This is a genomic window from Blautia stercoris (assembly GCF_054657695.1).
The window spans coordinates 831,124-850,705 of record NZ_BAAHYF010000001.1; the positions used below are offsets into that span (position 1 = coordinate 831,124).

Below are 19,582 nucleotides of genomic sequence, written 5' to 3' on the forward strand. Positions count from 1 at the left end.
CTAAACAATACTATACCAAAACTTAGTAAAAAGCAAGTGTTTTTTAATTTTCTTCCAGATATTTTTTATGAAGTGCCAATACTTTTGTCATTACCTCTGCTCCCGGGGCTCCGATTGTATTTCGTTTTTCCACACAATTTTTCATACTGATTGCTTCATAGATGTCTTCTTTAAATACCGAACTGATTTCCTGATACTCTTCTAAAGACATTTCATCTAAAGAAATTCCTTTATCAATGCAATGCAGAACCAGACGACCTACGATTCCGTGCGCATCTCTGAACGGTACACCATTGTTTACCAGATAATCTGCTGCATCGGTCGCATTAGTAAATCCGTTTTTGGCACTCTTCTCCATATTGTCTTTGTTAAACACCATAGTAGAAATCATCCCATTAAACAGCGCAATACAGCCTTTTACCGTATCAATTGCATCGAACGTAAATTCTTTATCTTCCTGCATATCTTTATTATAAGCCAGTGGAATTCCCTTCATAGTTGTAAGAATGGACATTAATGCACCATAGACACGTCCGGTCTTTCCTCTTACTAACTCGGCGATATCCGGATTTTTCTTCTGTGGCATGATACTGCTTCCTGTGCTGTATCCGTCATCAATTTCTACAAAACGGTATTCGTTGGAATTCCACATAATGATTTCTTCACAGAAACGACTTAAATGCATCATAACAGTAGATAACGCAGATAAAGTTTCGATTAAATAATCTCTGTCTGCCACAGAATCCATACTGTTTAATGTCGGACCGTCAAAACCAAGTACTTCTGCTGTATAGGCTCTGTCAAGCGGATAAGTTGTTCCTGCAAGCGCACCACTTCCAAGTGGGCAGAGATTTAATCTCTTTTTCGCATCTGCAAGACGGCTTCTGTCACGTTTGAACATTTCAAAATATGCTCCAAAATGATGTGCCAGCGTAACCGGCTGTGCTTTCTGCAAATGTGTAAATCCAGGCATATAAGTATGTACATTTTCAGACATAATCTTATAAATAGACGTCAACAGTTCTTTTAAGAGAAGGTCAATTTCTCCAATTTCATCTCTGACATACATTTTCATGTCCAGTGCTACCTGGTCATTACGGCTTCTTCCGGTATGCAGTTTCTTTCCGACATCTCCACAACGGTCAATCAGATTTGCTTCCACAAAGCTGTGAATATCTTCATATTCTTCTGTAAATTCCAGTTTTTTATTTTCAATATCTTCTAAAATACTTTTTAAGCCTTTTAAAATTTCTTCTTTTTCCTGTTCTTCTATAATTCCCTGCTTTGCAAGCATAGATGCATGAGCCATGCTTCCTGTAATATCCTGTTTGTAAAGCTTGGAATCAAAACTTAAGGACGCATTAAAATTATATACCAGTTTATCGGTTTCTTTGGTAAAACGTCCTCCCCATAATTGAGCCATTCTTTTGTCCCTCATTTCTTTATTTTTTATAAGCTTTGTATACCAGTTTATCATTATCTGTTTTGAGGTGCAAGCGATTTTTCCTGCTCCCGTCTGTCACGCTCTCTTTTGGAAAAGACACAGCCACAAAAATCCTGACGATATAAATCGTATTCTTTTGACAATTCAATTGAACGCTTATAACCGTTTTTCTTTTTAAAGTCCGACGGAAGGTGTCGAACTCCATATTTCTTTTCTAATTCTTCTCCGATTTCATTTAATTTCTGCGCATTTTTTAAAGGACTGATCGTGAGTGTTGTCGCAAAGTAATCACAGTTTTTCTCAACTGCCATCTTTGCCGCCTCTTCCAGGCGCATCCGGTAACATAAAAAACAACGTTCCCCACCCTCTGGCACATCTTCTAATCCTTTTGCCATTTGATAAAACTCTTCCGGATGATATTCTCCTGCCAGAAATACAGGTTTATTTTTCATCGGCATCTCATCAATCAGTCGTTTTAGTTCTTCTTCTCTTTTTTGATACTCTTCTTTCGGCGAAATATTCGGATTATAAAAAAAATCCGTAATTGCAAAAAAAGGAGACAGATACTCCAGCACATAGCTGCTGCATGGAGCGCAGCAGCTATGCAGTAACAATTTCGGAGTTCTGCCTTCTTTTTGTTCCTTTTGTATCACAGTTTCAAGTTCTTTTTGATAATTTCTTTTCTGATTCATTCTTACCCCTGTTTTACCACTTCATTTCCTGTGCTTTCTCCTTTTTCAAAAGCAACCGCATTCTGAAGTGTTGTCTCAGAGATTGCTGCAAGAGCTTCTTCTGTAAAGAATCCCTGATGAGAAGTAATCATTACATTCGGGAAAGATAACAGTCTTGCGGTTGTGGAGTGCTCCAGGATTTCATCGGAACGGTCCTCAAACACATTCTTTGTCTCTTCTTCATATACATCAAGACCAACACCAAAGAATTTTCTTGCACGGATTCCTTCAATTAAATCATCTGTCTTGACAAGACCACCTCTTGATGTGTTGACAAGTACCACTCCATCTTTCATTTTAGCAATGGTTTCTTTATTAATCAAGTGGTATGTGTTATCCATCAGCGGGCAGTGCAGGGAAATCAAATCACTTCTCTCTAATAACTCATCTAAAGAAACATATTCTACAAAATCAAGATCCGGATTTTTATAAACATCATAAGCAATAACATTCATACCAAATCCACGGCATATTCTCGCCATAGCTGCACCGATTTTTCCGGTTCCCACAATTCCTGCTGTTTTCTGATAAAAATTAAATCCCATCAGACCACTTAAACTAAAATCATTTTCTCTTACTTTTACATAAGCCTTATGCAGTCTTCTTGTTACTCCAAGTGCCAGTGCCATCGCATGTTCTGCAACTGCTTCCGGAGAGTAACCCGGAACACGCATCACTTTGATTCCATACTCTTCTGCTTTTTCTAAATCTACATTGTTAAATCCAGCACAACGAAGCAAAATCAGTTTTACCCCTGCTTCATGCAGTTTTTCTACAGTCTCTGTACCGATATCAGAGCTTACAAATGCACAAACCGCATCAAATCCTTTTGCCAGTGGTGCAGTCTTTGGAGCAAGGTCGGTTTTCATAAAATCAATTTCCACTTCCGGAAAGTTTGCAAGCTGTTTTTCAAAAGATTCTTTATCGTAACTCTTTGTATCATAAAATAAAATTTTCATCGTCATTTCCTCCTGCATCATTGAGCATTTTTTCGTAGTCTCTTAATCTCTTATTAGGATATCCAAAACGGATTTCTTAATTCGTACTTATTCTATCAAGATTAAATTTAAAAAGCAATAGTTTGTTAAAAAATAAACATTTTTCTACTTTTTACACAATAGTTAGGTATAGCTAATCTTATTTTTATTCATTTTTTTGGCTTGTATTTCTTTTTATACAAGAATTTTATTTATTTCTTTTGTGTTCTGCCTAATTTTTCAGACTATTTCGCTTGCATTTTTTGTTATATTTTTAACATTTATTCATAAAAAATTTCCCTGTTTCGTAAATGTCAAGCGGTTAACTCAATACAAAACAGGGATTTTCTTAAATTATTGTATACTGAAGCATTTCATACGCCAGATGACTGCCTTCCATAATTTCCGGCGGAAGCAGAGCGCGCGCAACACATTTTAACTCATCTTCCTGTCCTTCCGGCTTTTCTAATCTTTCTAAATAAGCATAATCTCCATCAATCTGCTTTACGATATAATCGATTCTCTCAAACATTCTATTCTTCTCCTCTTGTTCTCTTTAGTCATCTCTTCTGCGAAATGCTCCTGATAAAATTAAAAGTCTTAAAAGCTGTAACAAAGAGCCAATGACTGCTGCAACATAAGTCATCGCTGCTGCTCTTAATACTTTCTTTGTTCCCCGAATTTCCTGTCTGCCCATAATTCCAGTCTCATCCAGCATCCGAAGTGCACGCGCAGAAGCATTAAACTCAACCGGCAGTGTCACAATCTGAAACAAAAGTGCTGCACAAAACAGCAAGATTCCAATCATTAAAAGTGGACGAAAGGAAAAAATTAATCCAGCTAAAAATAACGGCCAGGATAACTGTGAACCAAAATTCGCAACTGGTACAATTGCCGAACGAACAGACAACGGAACATAATTTCTTGCGTGTTGTACTGCATGACCACACTCATGAGCTGCAACCCCGATTGCCGCAATGGAAGTATTTCCATAGACTGCATCAGACAGACGTAACACCTTATTTGAAGGGTCGTAATGGTCTGTTAATTTTCCGCTTACATGTTCAATTCTGACATCATAAATCCCTGCACTGCTTAAAATGCGCTGTGCTGCCTGTGCTCCTGTCATTCCACAGTAAGAACGCACTTTACTGTACTTTGAAAATGTGGCATTCATCTTTGCAGAAACCAGTGCTGAAATTAAAAAAGCCAATATAATCAGCACATAAGTTCCATCAAATCCCCAGCCCATTCCTCTGTTTGCATAATAAAAATCTGTCTGCGCTAATAACATCATATTTTATCCTCTTTTCTGTTTACTCTGCTGTCCGTTTTGTTTTTGCCTGCCCTTTTGGGATTCTTATTCTGCCGTCATAATATCAATTGTATTAAGGCGGTCACTTTCTTCTTCTTTGTGTCCAACCGTACCCGCTACAATATAATATCCAAATCTTGCATCATGGAAGAATTTTTTTACCATCGAGAAATTTTCAATTTGTCCGGTACTTTCCACATGCATCAGAGGACCGGTACATGCAAGAATTTCGTCTCCGATTTTGATATGTTCCTCATCATAATAGCGAATCGGTAAATCCTTTGCAATCAGACTCTTTATCTTATCTTCAATATATTCCAAATCAAAGTTAATCGGTTTTTCTACGTAATCCAGCACAAAACCATGACGAATATCGGAACGAACATAATCCGGACGCTCCATGTTGCGGACTACATAACCGTATAAATCCTCTGCGCTGTGTGCCATTTTACGATAAATCAAAGATTTATATACAATATCGGCAATATTTTGAGGCAGTGGTCCAAACAAAGACGGACGTGTTACAATGACTTCCTCACCAATTCCAATCATCAAATCTGCATTTCTGTTTAATACAGGATACAACATCTCAAAGTATTCTACAATGACTCTTTTCTGCTGTTTTGTCACATCTAAAATTGCCTGTGCAATTTTTTCAAGCGGAATAAATTTTGACGCGGCTCTTACATCTACATGAAAGGTTCTTGGTGTATAAAATCCAACATCTTCTGCATTCATTAGCGGCATATTCTGAAAATCAAATTCGTCGTCACCTTCTACAATCTGAATTCCCGGAAACATTCCCTTAATCAGCATACTTTTTCCGCAGTCTTTTGCCCCTATAATTCCGATGATCTTATCAAACGGATTTAAATACATCTGCGCAATTTTTCGCCCAAGCTCCATCATTCTACGATTTCCCCTTGGTGCAAAAAAGAAATTGTAAAGATTACATTCGTGTCGTACATTGTTATAAACCATAGTCCTTCTCCTTTTTCCTATGTATTCCAAACCTGCATTTTAAACCAGCTTTTGAATACTTTTTTATTTTCCCCAACCTGTCTTTATTATAATACGTTTCTTTCAGAAATTCCATTGCTTTCTACTTCTTATTGTTTTAAAATAGAGAGAAGAAATACTTAGGAAATTGGAGAAAAAATATGAACCTTAAAAACTCAGAATTTACACTGGATGAATTAAAAATCCTTGCTGAAAACGGCCAGAAAGATTTGCAGTATGCTGTTGGCTATTACTATGAAAATGGAATTAACACAGAAGTAGATTTTAAGCAGGCGGCTGAATGGTATGAAAAAGCAGCTTCCAAAAATCATGTGGAAGCACTGATGCATCTTGGAATGTTTTACGCACAGGGAAAAGGTGTAGAAAAAAATGGAAAGAAAGCTCTGGAGTATATTCAAAAAGCGGCTAAAACCGGAGATAAAAATGCCCAATATAATCTGGCACGCTGTTACGAAGAAGGAATCGGAACCGTTGTTGACTACAGCCGTGCATTTGACTGGTATAAAAAAGCAGCAGAACAAAATGACTACCGTGCAATGTGCTGTATGGGCAGTTATTTCCTGATGGGTCAGGCCGTTCCATGTATGCCGGAACGTGCTTTCCAGCTCTTTGAAAAAGCTGCAAACGCAAATATCCCTGCTGCCCAGTACAATCTTTCTATCTTATATCGCTATGGAGAAGGCGTTGAAAAAGACATTGATTTAGCGGACACCTGGCGTATGAAAGCTGCACAAAATGGATTTAAACTTGCAATTGAAGAAATTCATAAAGAAGTCGGCATCGAATAATACCCCAAAAAACTCCTGCATACATTTACATTTCTTTTATGTATGCAGGAGTCGTTTTTACATCTCTTCTTCTATCTGATTCAGTTCTTTTAAAATCTCGCCCTGTTCTTCCTCAAACAATAATTTTTTATTATACTTATAATAACTGTCACAACCATTTTCACTGATAAAGGAAACACTGTACGGATTGGTATTTAATTCTGTCACAAAAAGAACCAATTCCTGTCCTTCTCCAAAGACTAATTCCAGAAAATCAAATGCATACTGCAATTTTTGGGATGTTTGTTCTATCTGTTCTTCCCGCTTCTCTGTCTCTTTTTTAAATAGTCCGGCTAATACTTCAAAGATTTCTTCTTTTTGTGTTCCTTTTTCTTCTTCCTCTTTGACCACATTACGCACAGTTTTTAAAAATGCAAACATCCGAACCAGTGCAGTTCTTTGTGGAACGGTTAACTGCTTTGCAGCTTCTTTTTTCTCAAACCGTTCCTGTTCTTTTGTAATTCTGTTTTCGAGAATTGCACCTGCGGTTTCCTCTGAATCATTTTCCAATTCCTGTTTTAATTTTTTTAACCGTTCAAACAGTTCTGTGACAAACAAATCATTCTCATAATAGGTATAGAATTCTTTTCCAAGGTGACCGATTAATAATCCTACTACACTGAGTTTTTCATCAAAAGAAGCAATTTTTAATTTATCAATTGCAAATTTTTCAAATCTGCCTTCTAACACTGCTTCAATTTGATAGTCTGTTTTATATTTTTCAAAGAGTTCCAGATAGTTTGCAAAGTCTTTTGCAATCTTCCAGTACTGCAGGTATTGTCCAATTACTTCACGGTCTGCCCGTTTTTCCAGACGTTCATAAGCATATAAAAACTGAGATAAATCCTCCCAGCCCCTTGCTGTCACAAATAAACGTCCATCTACACTCGTTTCCATCCGGTAAAAATTCTGTTTATGAATCTCAAGATAAGCCAGAATTGCCGGATGAATCCCTGCCTGATAAGCATATTCTTTCCAAACCTGAAAGTCTTCCTCTACATCAATTCTTCGGATTCTATCTAATGTAACCACATCAAATTCACGTACCGATTTGTTGTATTCCGGTGGATTTCCTGCCGCCACAATCACCCAGCCTTTTGGAACCGCCTGATTTCCAAAGGTCTTACACTGTAAAAACTGAAGCATCGTCGGTGCAAGCGTCTCAGATACACAGTTAATTTCATCAATAAACAAGATTCCTTCTTTTATCCCTGTCTTTTCTATCTGTTCATAGACAGACGCAATAATCTCACTCATCGTATATTCTGTAACGGAATACGCTTTGTTATCATACACTTTTTCTTTGATAAACGGAAGCCCGACCGCACTTTGTCTGGTATGATGCGTAATCGTATAAGAAACCAGATTAATCTTAACCTCTCTTGCAATCTGTTCCATAATCTGTGTTTTTCCGATTCCCGGAGGTCCCATAAGAAGAAGCGGTCTTTGCCGGATTTCCGGAATCAGATAATTTCCATATTCATCCTTTAAAAGATAAGCTTCAATTGCATCTTTAATCTCATTTTTTGCTCGTTTAATGTTCATCCTTTTTTTCTCCTAATCCATATCCATCTTCTTCTGTCTGATAAATCCGAATTGCCCATGGCGGTACTTCAACTTCTTCAAACTCTTTTTGTACCAGCACAAATGCAGTCTGATAAGGCGGCATTTTCTTTGGAAACCTTCCTTTTCCATCTGTAAAATACAACAATCCCCGAAGATTGGAAAATTCTTTTCTTCGAAGCAGCTCCTGTACATAAGTAAATACCGGCACAAAATCCGTTCCGCCCTTCCCCTCTATTTCAAGGTTCTTCATATATTCTTCTAATTCTTCTTTTGAAGTAATTTTATCATCTCTTCGAACTGCTTCATCACACTGAATGATATGAATATTTACAGTATGAAAGAAACTGTCCGTTTCTCTTAAAATTGACCAGGTTTCCTCCAAAAAACGCTTGACCAGCTCTCCAGAGCAGGACATCGACGTATCAATCGCAATAATAAACTCTTCTACTTTTTTGACTTCTTTTGTCTCAAGTGGTTCAATCAGCGGCATATTTCCATATAGGGATAATCCATACGCATAAAAGCCATAATCAAATGCATCCGCATCAATCTGCTGTTCTTCTTTTAACACCGCAAATTTTTTTAAAAACTGCCGATAATCATGCCGTTCTCTGTTTTCTGCCTTGATTTTTTCAAGCATACTCTGCCCTGCGCCGTTATCTTTCTCATCCCCAAAGCTTTCCATCTCTGTCTGCATTTTTTCACGGATATCATCCCAATCCTCTTTTGGATTCTGTCTCTGATTTTGGCGATTTCGCTCCCTCCAGATACGATGCTCATCCACTTCAAATTCCTGTTTTAACCGCCCTGCAAGAGCTTCATCCGTCTTTCGATGTACCAGTGCCGAAAAAATACTTTCCGCATTTAACACACTTTTTTCTTTTTTCAGCCACTCATAGGTTTCTTTGCGAAACGGCGATAACGGTTTTCGGATACAATGCAGATACAGATCATCTATCATTCGTTCCACTGCAATATCGCAGGAAATGTCCCACAATAAATCGGTTAAATCTTCCTGTCCGGATTCTCTTTTGATTCCAAGCTCATAACCTGCCCTTTTTTTACGAATTCTGGTATCTTTCCATGGATGCGCAAAAATACAGTGAAACACAATATGTAAATAAGCACGATTTACCATCACTCTTCCCTGTCGGTAAATCCCACCTAAATAGGCAGGATTATAATAAATGATTCTTCCGTCACTTCCGATTGTCTCCAAATTCGGTTCTAATGCATAAGAAAACATCGATAAAGCTACGTCAAGAAAACGCAGATGCAGATATAATTCACTTCTCGCTGAAAAAAGCATGCGCTCACATACCTCTTCGATTCTCTTTTCTATTTTTTCTGCCATGTCTGTTCCATCACTCTTCTTTTAAAATTCAAATGTTTTTTTCACTCTTCCAAAACGTTTCTTTTTTGCTTCCATCAAAAAGCTGACTGCTTCTGTATGCTCGGCTTTTGATGCAAGGGTAATCAACTGCTCCGCTTCTTCGCTTTTTGAGACTCCCTTTTGTATCAGATAAGCCAGTCCCTCATGCCAGTTTTCCCGTTTTAAATAATAGATTCCGGTCTCTTCCAGCTTTTCTGTTATGTACTGCCGATAATCTGCTTCGTGTTCTTCCGCCAGCTCATAAGGATGCATCAGCCTTCCCAGCGCCATCGGAATTAAAATATCCTGTTTTTCATAGACCTTCGCTACTTTAAAAAGGGAATCATATTGATGATAGTCTACTTTCTTATCTGTAAAGCACTGGCGATAACGATACCCGCAGCCATGAAAGTGTGTCTCTAAAATTCTCGCCGGTGTATTTTCCACACCTTCTTCATAATACTCCGGAAAGATTAATTTTGCAAACTCTCCTGTTTCCCGAAATTCAATTGTCACATAGACTTCATGAAAGGTTTCTGCAACAACATCTTTGATACAGCTTGGCATGTTTTTATTCATTTTTACATAAAGTTTTCTAAATGCTGAACACCCCGTAAATGAACCACCACCAATCTGTTTCAAAGAATCGGTAAACTTTAAGCTTTTTAGATTTCTACATCCATAAAATGTATAATTTCCAATCGCTTCGACTCCATCTTCAATCTCTAGTTCCTCTGCCTGTAGCAGATATTGTTTCTCTTCCTGTGTTCTCCCCTCTTTCCAGGGAGAAAAAGCATAGTTTTCCATCCTGTATTTCGTCCCCTTTCTCTATTGTTCTGATTTTTACCAGTTCTCTGTCCTGCGCTGTGTCTTTTGCTTCACACCCAGATATACTGAAACAGATTATCACTGCAACTATTATAATTCTTATTTTCAATCTTCTTCTCCTTTACCCGAGAACATACAAATACTCTTTCCAGTTCCCTTAAGTTTTATTCAGGAAAAGAACAAGGAATAAATTAAAAAAGCTACCTGCCAGTTTGACAGATAGCTTGAATTTGGAAAAGCTGAAAATGGGACTCGAACCCACGACCCCTTCATTACGAGTGAAGTGCTCTACCAACTGAGCTATTTCAGCTTATCACTGCAAAGATGATTGTACTAGATTTTCTACAAAAAATCAAGTTATTTTTTAACTATTTTTGATAAATTCTTCTCCACATTTCGGACATCGGATACTGATTTTACCTTTTCCCCTCGGGATTCTGATTTTCTGTTTACAGCCTGGACATTTATAAATATGATATTCCTTTCTCTGCTGCATCAGATATCTTTTCTGTCCAAAAAAACGACGCAGACGGTTTTCCAATGCCAGATATTTCTGATTTTCTGCATAACGTTTTGAAATATTTCTGGAAAACATCCGAATATAAACCAGCAAAATCAATAAACATTCCCATGAATTTAAAACCGTCGAAACATAAGCATTCCGAACAAACAGATTTAATACTGCGCATCCTAAAAATACTGCCATCATAAACTGATTTAATTTGTCATTTCCATATCTTCCCGCCATAAATCTTCCAATTTTTTCTTTCATTTCTTCTCACATCCTGTTCTATAATCTACTGTATATTCTATGCACAAATCTCTGGGCATTTTCCATATCCTTCCAGTCGGGATGAAGCAGTGCCTTATCAAAATTCTGCAGCATTTTCTGAATTTGTCCCTCATTTCCAGGATGCCTCATTTTCAGGTATTTCTCCCGCACCTGCATCGGCATCTTTCCCTGACATAAAAAACACCCCAGATACTGATTTCCATCTTCAATAAATACTTTGATACGTTCTTCTATTTTTCTATAATATTCAATGCTTTCTCCCATTCCACAAGTTCCAAAAAGGGCAATTTTTTTTCCCTGTAAAGAACCAAGGTAATCCAAAACTTCTACACTTGCACTTCCTCTGTCTGTCCAAAATCCAATAAAATAAATATCTCCCATATCATAATCGGTTTGTCCTGCAAACCTTGCAATATCTTTGTTTTTTCCTGGAATTGCTGAAAAAATCGCCTGTGCAATCTTTTCGGTATTTCCAGTTCTGCTCATATACAACACCTGTGTTTTCATTCTCTGATCAACTCCATATCCTCTTCATCTCTTCTTGTGTTTAATGATACCACGAAAATTTCCAAAATAATATGTATTGTCAATTAAAAATTATAAATTGTCTATAAACAAAGGGGACATGGCATCCAAAATACCATGTCCCCAAAAATCATTTTAAATTTCAAAACAGTTCTCACTCTATCTTAACTTATGCATTATTGACTTTCATTCGAATCGAAATGATTTAACACACCTTCAAATGACGTATGACCTGTTTCAATCACATTTCCACCAGCTGTTATCTCAATTCCATCTGCCTGATAAGTATCAAGAAAACTATTTACCACAGCTCCCATTGTAAGATATTCGCCGGCCGTTCCCATATTGAGAAGTCCTTCTACAAAATTAGAAGATAAATCCAGTTTCAAAATCAAACCATTTTCTCCCTGATCTTCTCCAAAACTTACTACTGTCACGCTGTCCGGAATTGCACCTGCCCCTACAAGCTGTCCAATGATGATATCTGGTGTAACCTGCTCTATCTGGTTTTTTGTAACATTCCAGCCATCCGCATTTTCATTTGGCAAATATAAGGTCAACTGTTCTTCCTGCGATTTTTCTGATTCTGTTTCTTTTGTAATATCTTCTTTTTTCTCTGCTTCAGAATCTTTTCCGTCTTTTTCTTCTGTTGTATCTTTTGTTTCTGTTGATTCTGAATCCGTTTCTTTGGATGTTTCAGGCTGTTTCGTCTCTTCCTCTTTCGTTTCTTCTTTTTTTGTCTCTTCTTTTGCTGGTTGTTGTGTGGTACTTTCACAGCCTGTGATTCCCATCATCAAGACTGTACTTACCGCAATTACCGGCAGTAATCTAAATTTCCTCATAAGACTGCTCCTTTCTGCACGTTTTGTTCGCTTATGTTCAGCAGACTTTTCATGACAGCGTATTCATTTTCTATCAACACTGCATAGCAAAATAGATACAGATTTGTGTCCTGTTACTTAATATGCACATCTAACTGTGGGTATGGAATTTCTATTTTTTCTTCATCAAATGCAAGTTTGATTGCCTCATTTAAACGCCATTTTGTCGGCCAGTAATCTTCTGTTTTTACCCATACACGAAATCCGATAATCACACCGTCATCCGCCAGTTCATCGACAAATACTTTCATTTCTTTATCTGACATCGTAGTCGGATCTTCTCTTAAAAGCCTATCTAAAATAGATTTCGCCTTAATTAAATCCGCCTGATAGGAAATCATAATCTTAATCTCAAGATTTCGTCTGTCCTGTGCAGTTACATTTACAATGCTTGCACCTGTCAGAGTACCATTTGGAACAATAATTCTTTTATTATCCACACTGGTCAAAGTAGTATAAAACAAATCGATTTTCACAACCGTTCCTTCTTGTTTATTTGTACTTTCAATAATATAATCTCCAACGGTAAACGGCTGAAGTACAAGAATGATTACCCCTCCTGCAAGGTTGGAAAGACCTCCCTGCAGTGCCAGTACCAGAGCTGCACCGGCAGATGCCAATACTGCAACAAGCGATGATTCCTTAATTCCAAGCTGTACTCCAATTATCATCAAAAGTACCACATACATTGCAGCTTTTGCAAATGAAGAGATAAACTGGGTTGCCCCAACTTCCACTCCTGCTGTTTGTAATGCCGTCTTCAGGAAATTACAGACTTTCTTAATTAACTTTCCGACCACAAAATATGCAATCACGGAAAGTAAAACCCGAAAGACCCATTTTTCAATGGTAGGAAGTCCCTCTAACAGACGGCTCGCTATTTTTTGCAACTCTGTTGTCTGGGCTAAATATAAATCCAATTTCATACGTTATTTCCTTATTTTTTCCTTCCTGTTCTTCCCCTCTTTTTTGGTTTTCTCTCCAGTTTTTTCGGTTTCGGTTTTGCTTCCAGTTTTTGTGGCTCTGGTTTTGCCTCAAGTTTTTCCGGTTCCGGTTTTGCTTCCAGTTTTTGTGGCTCTGGTTTTGCCTCAAGTTTTTCCGGTTCCGGCTTTGCTTCCAGTTTTTGTGGCTCTGGTTTTGCCTCAAGCTTTTTCGGTTCCGGCTTTACTTTCGATTTTTCCGGCATTGATTTTACTTCTTCTTTTGGAAGTTTAATTTCCTGCTGTTTTAATTCTTTTTCCCGTTCTTTTTCTATTTTCTTTTCAAGTGCTTTCCGAACTGTTTTCTTCGGTGCTTTTTTCTCTCCTTCCGCTTCCTTAAACGCAAAAATCTGAATTGCAAGTGGTGCAACCGTAATTGTAAGCGAATTTTTACGCTCATCCGCTTCTGTTTTTTTCGATGATTTTAATCTTGGATTTCCTGCTCCTGTACCACCAAATTGTTTTCCATCACTGTTAAATACTTCTTTGTATTTGCCGGCATAAGGAACACCCATTTGATATTTTTCATATTTCAGTGCTGAGAAGTTACAGACAATTACCAAAGTCTCTTCTTTTTTCTTTGATTTTCGGATTAAAGTCAGCATATTTTTTTCAGATTCCATATGATTAATCCATTCAAAACCATCCGGATCATCATCCAGCTCATAAAGTGCAGGAGCCTCTCTGTAAAATTTCCACAATGCCTTTACATATTCCTGAAACTGTGCATGTTCCGGTGTCTCTAACAGTTCCCAGTCAAGACCTCTTTCTTCCGACCATTCTCTTTCTTGTGCAAATTCCTGTCCCATAAACAGTAATTTCTTTCCAGGATGTACGGTCATAAATCCATAAGCAACTCTTAAATTTGCAAATTTTTCCTCCATTGTTCCTGGCATTTTCATCAAAAGAGAAGCCTTTCCATGTACAACCTCGTCATGAGACAAACACAGCATAAATTTTTCGCTATAAGCATATACCATACTGAATGTCAATTCATCATGTGCACCACCTCGAAACAGCGGGTCTTTTTTCATATAATCGATAAAATCATTCATCCAGCCCATGTTCCATTTATAGTCAAATCCAAGTCCTTCATCATTGAGTTCACCTGTAATTTTCGGCCATGCTGTGGATTCTTCTGCGATTAACAATGCATCCGGATATTTTTTCTTAAACATAGAATTTAAATGTTTTAAAAATTCAATTGCTTCCAGATTTTCATTTCCACCGTAAATATTTGGAATCCATTCTCCGTCATTTTTTCCGTAATCCAGATATAACATAGAAGCAACTGCATCCATACGAATTCCATCTACATGATATTTATCCGCCCAGAACATTGCATTTGCAATCAGAAAATTGGAAACCTGCGGACGTCCATAATTAAAAATCAAAGTTCCCCAGTGTGGATGCACGCCCTGTCTCGGATCCGCATGCTCATACAGACAAGTTCCATCAAAATTAGACAGTCCAAAATTATCTTTTGGAAAATGTGCCGGCACCCAGTCTAAAATCACACCAATTCCCTGTTTATGAAGATAATCCACAAAATACATAAAATCTTCACTTGTTCCATAACGGCTGGTCGGTGCATAATATCCGGTCACCTGATAACCCCAGGAACCATCAAACGGATGTTCCATCACCGGCATCAGTTCCACGTGAGTATATCCCATCTCTTTTACATACTCGGCAACCTGTGGTGCAAGTTCACGGTAAGTATAAAACAGCCGATCCTCCGGTTTTCTCCAAGAGCCTAAATGCATTTCATAGACGAGAATCGGTTTTTCTTCATTATTGACGTCTTTTCGATTCTTCATCCAGCTTTCATCTTCCCATTTATAGCTCTTTAAATCTGCCACTATGGATGCATTTTTCGGTCTTAATTCTGCTTCATTTGCATAAGGATCCGCTTTTAAATAAACCAGAGAACCTTTGGCCTTTACTTCGTATTTATATAATGCACCTGGCTTTACTCCCGGAATAAATAATTCAAAAATGCCGGACACTGCAAGACGGTTCATCTGATGAGCTCTCCCATCCCAGTGGTTGAAATCTCCCACGACAGACACACGCATGGCATTTGGCGCCCATACTGCAAAGTAAACACCTTTGATTCCATTTATTGTCATTACATGTGCCCCTAATTTGTTATAAATTTCATAACTGATTCCGGCACAAAACTGCTGTTCTTCATTGACTGAAATCTGTTTTGGAAATGCATAAGGGTCATAAAAACTACTCTTTTTTCCTTCTTCATCTTCTATTTCGATTTTATATTTTGGAATCTCTTTTTCCGGAATTAAAACTGCAAAATAACCAGCTTCATCTTCCCTAACCATTTCATACGTTTCTTTTGTTTTTGTTACAATAATATTTGCTTTTACCGCATTTGGCAAAAAACTCTGTATTAAAATTCCATCTTCTGTCACGCGAGGTCCTAAAATCTTACGTGGCTCGCTCTCCTCAGAATAAACAACTGCCTCTATCTCAGGCCAATCCATGTATTCATATAATTTATCAGACATAACACACTCTCCTTTTTGTTTATTTTAACATTAAAGTGTGAAATTGTAAACTAACACTACAAATTACAAAAACAAACTTACAGCGGAATATTTTTTCAATTCTGACTAACCGTTACCCAATTTTATGAAGGAATAAACCACTTCTTAATTTGGGCTCAAACCAGGTTGACTTTGGTGGCATCAATCTGCCTGCATCGGCAACAGAAAAAAGTTCCTGCATAGAAGTCGGATACATTGAAAATGCCACCTGAAAACCATTTTCCACACAATGCTCCAACTCTTTTAATCCGCGGATTCCTCCAACAAAGATAATTCTGTTGTCTTTTCCTGGTTCCTTGATTCCAAGAATCGGTTTTAACAATTTATTTTGTAAAATAGACACATCCAGGCTTTCGACTACATCATCTGAAACCTGCTCTTTTTTAATCTGAAGCTTATACCATTTCTTTCCAAGATACATCCCAAATTCTTTTTTCTGTTTTGGCGCATAAGGACTTTCCTCTGCTTCTTCCACTTCAAAACTTTCTTTGATTTTTTCTAAAAATTCTATTTCGCTAAGACCATTTAAATCCTTTACCACACGGTTATAATCTAAGATTTCCAGTTCTTCCTCTGCAAATAAAGTACATAAAAAATAATTAAATTCTTCCTCTCCTGTATAACCTGGATGTTCTTTTCTTCTTTTACACCCAACTTTGATTGCAGAAGCCGCCCTGTGATGTCCATCTGCAATATAAATTTTGTTTATCTTTACAAAACATTGTTGTATTCTTTCCATCATTTCTGATTCATCAATCACCCATACCCTGTGTGTAATTTTGTCCTCTGAAATAAAATCATAAACCGGAGTTTTTCTCTTTGTTTCCTCGATAATTTCTTTTAAAACAGCATCCAAACGATAGGCAAGAAAAATCGGTCCCGTCTGGGTATCCAGTGTATCCACATGACGGATTCGATCCTGTTCTTTTTCTTCTCTTGTATTTTCATGTTTTTTTATTGTTCCATTGAAATAATCATCAATCGAAGCACAGGCTACGATTCCGGTTTGTCTGTGACCATTTCTGGTCAGCTCATAAAGATAATAACAAGGCGTTTCATCTTGAATGAATTCTCCTTTTTCTATCATCTCTTCTAATACCTTACGAGCCTTTTGATAGACTTTTGGTGCATACATATCCATCTCATCCGGAAACATCGTTTCTGGACGGTCAATCTTTAAAAAAGACAATGGATTTTTTTCTACTTCTTTTTTCGCTTCTTTTCTTGTGTATACATCATAAGGCAGCGCTGCAATTTTAGATGCAAATGTTTCGTTTGGACGCACTGCACAAAACGGTCTGATATCTGACATTTTTCCTCTCTCCTTAAATTTGGATAAAGTAAAAAAGACAGAGCCATGCAGAAAAAAACTGCCAGCCCTGCCTTTCTTAATTATCTTTTATTTAATCACTCTGACACGATAAACACCCTGAATATTTTTTAATGCCTTTGTCACTTCTGAAGAAATCGGAGTGGATACATCAATCATGGTATAGGCAAAATCACCTTTACTCTTATTTGTCATATTTGAAATATTGACTCCTGCATCACCTAATGCTTTTGTAAACTGACTAATCATATTTGGAATGTTTTTATGATTAATCGTCACTCTTCCAACATCCACACAAGTTCCTGCACTGCAATCCGGATAGTTTACAGAATGTTTAATATTTCCATTTTCTACAAAGTCCATTAATTCTTTGACAGCCATCACTGCACAGTTATCCTCGGATTCTTCTGTAGAAGCTCCAAGATGCGGTGTTACTAAAGTATTTGGTGTACTTGCCACTAATGGATTTGCAAAGTCGGTTACATATTTCTTTACTTTTCCTGCTTTTAATGCTTCGGCAAGTGCTTCTTCATCTACCAGCAAGTCTCTTGCAAAGTTTAACAATACCACACCGTCTTTCATCTGTGCGATTTCATCTGCACCAATCATCTTCTTAGTTGAATCCAGAAGCGGTACATGAATGGTAATATAGTCACATTCTTTATAAATCACATTTAAATCATTAATGTGATGAATACTTCTTGAAAGATTCCATGCCGCATCAACAGAAATAAATGGGTCATATCCGTAAACATCCATTCCGAGATGCACCGCAGCATTTGCAACTTTAACACCGATTGCTCCAAGACCGATAATTCCAAGTTTCTTTCCACTGATTTCACAGCCTGCAAACTGTTTCTTTTTCTTTTCTGCAAGTTTTGCGATATCGTCGGTTGCTTCCTGTTTTTCCAACCATTCAATTCCACCTACGATATCTCTGGATGCAAGTAACATACCTGCAATTACCATCTCTTTTACACCATTTGCATTCGCACCAGGAGTATTAAATACGACAACACCTTCTTTTGCATAGTCTTCTAACGGAATATTGTTAACTCCGGCACCGGCTCTTGCAACTGCAACAACATTTTTCGGAAGCTGCATCTCATGCATATTTGCACTTCTTACCAGTACCACATCGCTGTCTTCAAGAGATTCACTGTTTTCATATTTTCCCGGAAAATATTCCAGTCCTACGTTTGAAATTGGATTCAAGCAATGATATTTATACATGTCTATGCGTTCTCCTTCTCAAATTTTTTCATAAATTCAACCAGTGCTTCCACACCCTCAATTGGCATTGCATTATAAATACTTGCACGCATACCGCCAACCGTACGATGACCTTTTAAATTTACAAGTCCTGCTGCTTCTGCTTCTTTTACAAATTTTGCATCAAGTTCTTTATCTCCTGTTACAAACGGTACATTCATTAAAGAACGGGAAGCCGGCTCAACTGTTCCTTTAAATAATTTACTGCTGTCCAGATAATCATATAACACTTTTGCTTTCTTTTCATTACGTTCTTTCATTGCTTCAAGACCGCCCTGTTTTTTCAGCCATTTAAATACTTTTCCGCAAATGTAAATACCATAGCAGTTTGGTGTATTGTATAAGGAATTTGCATCTGCATGTGTCTTATAAGTCAACATGGTCGGAGTTCCCGGAAGTACATCTTCTGTAATCAAATCCTCACGGATAATTGCAATCACAAGACCTGCCGGTCCGACGTTTTTCTGAACACCACCATAAACAATACCATATTTTTCTATATCCATAGGCTCAGAAAGGAAACAGGAGGACACATCTGATACAAGGATTTTTCCTTTTGTATTTGGTAATGTTTTATATTTTGTTCCATAAATTGTGTTATTTTCGCAGATATATACATAGTCTGCATCCGGACTTATCGGAAGATCTGAACAGTCTGGTATGTAAGAAAATGTTTTATCTTCTGAAGATGCAATCTTATTTGCTGTTCCATATTTCTGGGCTTCCTGCCATGCTTTTTTTGCCCACTGTCCGGTCACAATATAGTCTGCAACTCTGTTTTTCATCAGATTCATTGGAATCATAGCAAACTGCTGACTTGCACCGCCCTGTAAAAACAGTACTTTATAATTATCCGGAATCTTTAAGAGGTCTCTTAAATCCGCTTCTGCAGTCTGAATAATTTCATCAAATACTTTTGAACGGTGACTCATCTCCATTACGGACATACCGCTTCCATTGTAGTCTAACATTTCTTCTGCTGCTTCTTTTAACACTTCTTCCGGTAAAACTGCTGGTCCTGCCGAAAAATTATACACTCTGCTCACTTCTTTGTTCCTCCCGTATAGAATAATAGAATACTCTTTATTTGTATAAAGAGTATTCTACATCTTTGACATATTTTTGTCAATATAAACATTTGTCTTTATTACAAA

At 37.4% G+C, this 19,582-nt stretch carries 19 protein-coding genes and 1 tRNA gene; 1 reads left to right on the forward strand and 19 read right to left on the reverse strand.

All coding sequences use genetic code 11. The annotated features are described in order from the left end of the window. Positions 1-43 precede the first annotated feature (43 nt). The 6 genes from argH to ACYQ2D_RS04080 form a co-directional block, all read right to left on the reverse strand. Complete coding sequence (gene argH / locus ACYQ2D_RS04055; RefSeq protein WP_459784721.1) at positions 44-1,423, reverse strand: argininosuccinate lyase; 1,380 nt, start codon at positions 1,421-1,423, stop codon at positions 44-46. 53 nt (positions 1,424-1,476) lie between these two features. Next, on the reverse strand, positions 1,477-2,136 hold the full coding sequence (locus ACYQ2D_RS04060; RefSeq protein WP_022303584.1) for an epoxyqueuosine reductase QueH: 660 nt from the start codon (positions 2,134-2,136) through the stop codon (positions 1,477-1,479). A gap of 2 nt (positions 2,137-2,138) precedes the next feature. Beyond that, on the reverse strand, positions 2,139-3,134 hold the full coding sequence (locus ACYQ2D_RS04065) for a 2-hydroxyacid dehydrogenase (RefSeq protein ID WP_117456684.1): 996 nt from the start codon (positions 3,132-3,134) through the stop codon (positions 2,139-2,141). 367 nt (positions 3,135-3,501) lie between these two features. Beyond that, positions 3,502-3,684 (reverse strand): hypothetical protein, encoded by a 183-nt coding sequence (locus ACYQ2D_RS04070; protein WP_022303586.1) that lies wholly within the window; start codon positions 3,682-3,684, stop codon positions 3,502-3,504. Positions 3,685-3,708: 24 nt separating this feature from the next. Continuing rightward, positions 3,709-4,449 (reverse strand): zinc metallopeptidase, encoded by a 741-nt coding sequence (locus ACYQ2D_RS04075; RefSeq protein ID WP_459784723.1) that lies wholly within the window; start codon positions 4,447-4,449, stop codon positions 3,709-3,711. Between the two features lie 63 nt (positions 4,450-4,512). Further along, on the reverse strand, positions 4,513-5,448 hold the full coding sequence (locus ACYQ2D_RS04080) for an alanine-tRNA synthetase second additional domain-containing protein (protein WP_372554187.1): 936 nt from the start codon (positions 5,446-5,448) through the stop codon (positions 4,513-4,515). 179 nt (positions 5,449-5,627) lie between these two features. Between ACYQ2D_RS04080 and ACYQ2D_RS04085 the strand changes: the two genes are divergently transcribed. Next, on the forward strand, positions 5,628-6,275 hold the full coding sequence (locus tag ACYQ2D_RS04085; protein ID WP_022303588.1) for a tetratricopeptide repeat protein: 648 nt from the start codon (positions 5,628-5,630) through the stop codon (positions 6,273-6,275). A 57-nt stretch (positions 6,276-6,332) separates the two neighbouring features. Here ACYQ2D_RS04085 and ACYQ2D_RS04090 read toward each other — a convergent pair whose 3' ends face one another. The 13 genes from ACYQ2D_RS04090 to serC all read right to left on the reverse strand — a co-directional run bounded on the left by ACYQ2D_RS04090 (position 6,333) and on the right by serC (position 19,474). After that, the gene (locus ACYQ2D_RS04090) at positions 6,333-7,859 is read right to left on the reverse strand and encodes an ATP-binding protein (RefSeq protein ID WP_459784726.1); all 1,527 of its coding nucleotides are present in this window, start codon (positions 7,857-7,859) and stop codon (positions 6,333-6,335) included. Next, entirely contained in the window at positions 7,849-9,234 is a 1,386-nt protein-coding gene (locus tag ACYQ2D_RS04095; protein WP_459784727.1) for a vWA domain-containing protein, read from the reverse strand. Before ACYQ2D_RS04095 ends, ACYQ2D_RS04090 begins: the two co-directional genes overlap by 11 nt. A gap of 21 nt (positions 9,235-9,255) precedes the next feature. Further along, positions 9,256-10,059: a leucine-rich repeat protein gene (locus ACYQ2D_RS04100; protein WP_459784728.1), complete on the reverse strand. Its 804-nt coding sequence runs from the start codon at positions 10,057-10,059 to the stop codon at positions 9,256-9,258. Further along, positions 9,971-10,189: a hypothetical protein gene (locus ACYQ2D_RS04105; protein ID WP_459784729.1), complete on the reverse strand. Its 219-nt coding sequence runs from the start codon at positions 10,187-10,189 to the stop codon at positions 9,971-9,973. Before ACYQ2D_RS04105 ends, ACYQ2D_RS04100 begins: the two co-directional genes overlap by 89 nt. Positions 10,190-10,317: 128 nt before the next feature. Continuing rightward, positions 10,318-10,390 (reverse strand) — tRNA-Thr (locus tag ACYQ2D_RS04110). Between the two features lie 54 nt (positions 10,391-10,444). After that, positions 10,445-10,852 (reverse strand): TFIIB-type zinc ribbon-containing protein, encoded by a 408-nt coding sequence (locus tag ACYQ2D_RS04115; RefSeq protein ID WP_117456677.1) that lies wholly within the window; start codon positions 10,850-10,852, stop codon positions 10,445-10,447. A gap of 18 nt (positions 10,853-10,870) precedes the next feature. Continuing rightward, positions 10,871-11,380 (reverse strand): flavodoxin family protein BilS, encoded by a 510-nt coding sequence (gene bilS, locus ACYQ2D_RS04120; RefSeq protein WP_117456676.1) that lies wholly within the window; start codon positions 11,378-11,380, stop codon positions 10,871-10,873. A gap of 194 nt (positions 11,381-11,574) precedes the next feature. Next, positions 11,575-12,240 (reverse strand): GerMN domain-containing protein, encoded by a 666-nt coding sequence (locus ACYQ2D_RS04125; protein ID WP_117456675.1) that lies wholly within the window; start codon positions 12,238-12,240, stop codon positions 11,575-11,577. A gap of 113 nt (positions 12,241-12,353) precedes the next feature. Further along, entirely contained in the window at positions 12,354-13,205 is an 852-nt protein-coding gene (locus tag ACYQ2D_RS04130; protein WP_117456674.1) for a mechanosensitive ion channel family protein, read from the reverse strand. An 11-nt stretch (positions 13,206-13,216) separates the two neighbouring features. Beyond that, a complete protein-coding gene (gene glgB, locus ACYQ2D_RS04135) occupies positions 13,217-15,787 on the reverse strand; it encodes a 1,4-alpha-glucan branching protein GlgB (RefSeq protein ID WP_459784731.1) in 2,571 nt (856 codons plus the stop codon). A gap of 112 nt (positions 15,788-15,899) precedes the next feature. Further along, a complete protein-coding gene (locus ACYQ2D_RS04140) occupies positions 15,900-17,138 on the reverse strand; it encodes a DUF1015 domain-containing protein (RefSeq protein ID WP_187558116.1) in 1,239 nt (412 codons plus the stop codon). 87 nt (positions 17,139-17,225) lie between these two features. Next, positions 17,226-18,389 carry a phosphoglycerate dehydrogenase gene (locus tag ACYQ2D_RS04145; RefSeq protein ID WP_117456671.1) on the reverse strand — a complete coding sequence of 388 codons (1,164 nt, stop codon included), beginning with the start codon at positions 18,387-18,389 and terminating at the stop codon, positions 17,226-17,228. A 2-nt stretch (positions 18,390-18,391) separates the two neighbouring features. Further along, complete coding sequence (gene serC / locus ACYQ2D_RS04150) at positions 18,392-19,474, reverse strand: 3-phosphoserine/phosphohydroxythreonine transaminase (protein WP_022303599.1); 1,083 nt, start codon at positions 19,472-19,474, stop codon at positions 18,392-18,394. Positions 19,475-19,582 lie beyond the last annotated feature (108 nt).

Excerpts from the sequence above, each read along its gene's own strand:
- argH (WP_459784721.1), bottom strand. The coding sequence starts at position 1,423 with ATGGCTCAATTATGGGGAGGACGTTTTACCAAAGAAACCGATAAACTG.
- ACYQ2D_RS04060 (WP_022303584.1), bottom strand. The coding sequence starts at position 2,136 with ATGAATCAGAAAAGAAATTATCAAAAAGAACTTGAAACTGTGATACAA.
- ACYQ2D_RS04065 (WP_117456684.1), bottom strand. The coding sequence starts at position 3,134 with ATGAAAATTTTATTTTATGATACAAAGAGTTACGATAAAGAATCTTTT.
- ACYQ2D_RS04070 (WP_022303586.1), bottom strand. The coding sequence starts at position 3,684 with ATGTTTGAGAGAATCGATTATATCGTAAAGCAGATTGATGGAGATTAT.
- ACYQ2D_RS04075 (WP_459784723.1), bottom strand. The coding sequence starts at position 4,449 with ATGATGTTATTAGCGCAGACAGATTTTTATTATGCAAACAGAGGAATG.
- ACYQ2D_RS04080 (WP_372554187.1), bottom strand. The coding sequence starts at position 5,448 with ATGGTTTATAACAATGTACGACACGAATGTAATCTTTACAATTTCTTT.
- ACYQ2D_RS04085 (WP_022303588.1), top strand. The coding sequence starts at position 5,628 with ATGAACCTTAAAAACTCAGAATTTACACTGGATGAATTAAAAATCCTT.
- ACYQ2D_RS04090 (WP_459784726.1), bottom strand. The coding sequence starts at position 7,859 with ATGAACATTAAACGAGCAAAAAATGAGATTAAAGATGCAATTGAAGCT.
- ACYQ2D_RS04095 (WP_459784727.1), bottom strand. The coding sequence starts at position 9,234 with ATGGCAGAAAAAATAGAAAAGAGAATCGAAGAGGTATGTGAGCGCATG.
- ACYQ2D_RS04100 (WP_459784728.1), bottom strand. The coding sequence starts at position 10,059 with ATGGAAAACTATGCTTTTTCTCCCTGGAAAGAGGGGAGAACACAGGAA.
- ACYQ2D_RS04115 (WP_117456677.1), bottom strand. The coding sequence starts at position 10,852 with ATGAAAGAAAAAATTGGAAGATTTATGGCGGGAAGATATGGAAATGAC.
- bilS (WP_117456676.1), bottom strand. The coding sequence starts at position 11,380 with ATGAAAACACAGGTGTTGTATATGAGCAGAACTGGAAATACCGAAAAG.
- ACYQ2D_RS04125 (WP_117456675.1), bottom strand. The coding sequence starts at position 12,240 with ATGAGGAAATTTAGATTACTGCCGGTAATTGCGGTAAGTACAGTCTTG.
- ACYQ2D_RS04130 (WP_117456674.1), bottom strand. The coding sequence starts at position 13,205 with ATGAAATTGGATTTATATTTAGCCCAGACAACAGAGTTGCAAAAAATA.
- glgB (WP_459784731.1), bottom strand. The coding sequence starts at position 15,787 with ATGTCTGATAAATTATATGAATACATGGATTGGCCTGAGATAGAGGCA.
- ACYQ2D_RS04140 (WP_187558116.1), bottom strand. The coding sequence starts at position 17,138 with ATGTCAGATATCAGACCGTTTTGTGCAGTGCGTCCAAACGAAACATTT.
- ACYQ2D_RS04145 (WP_117456671.1), bottom strand. The coding sequence starts at position 18,389 with ATGTATAAATATCATTGCTTGAATCCAATTTCAAACGTAGGACTGGAA.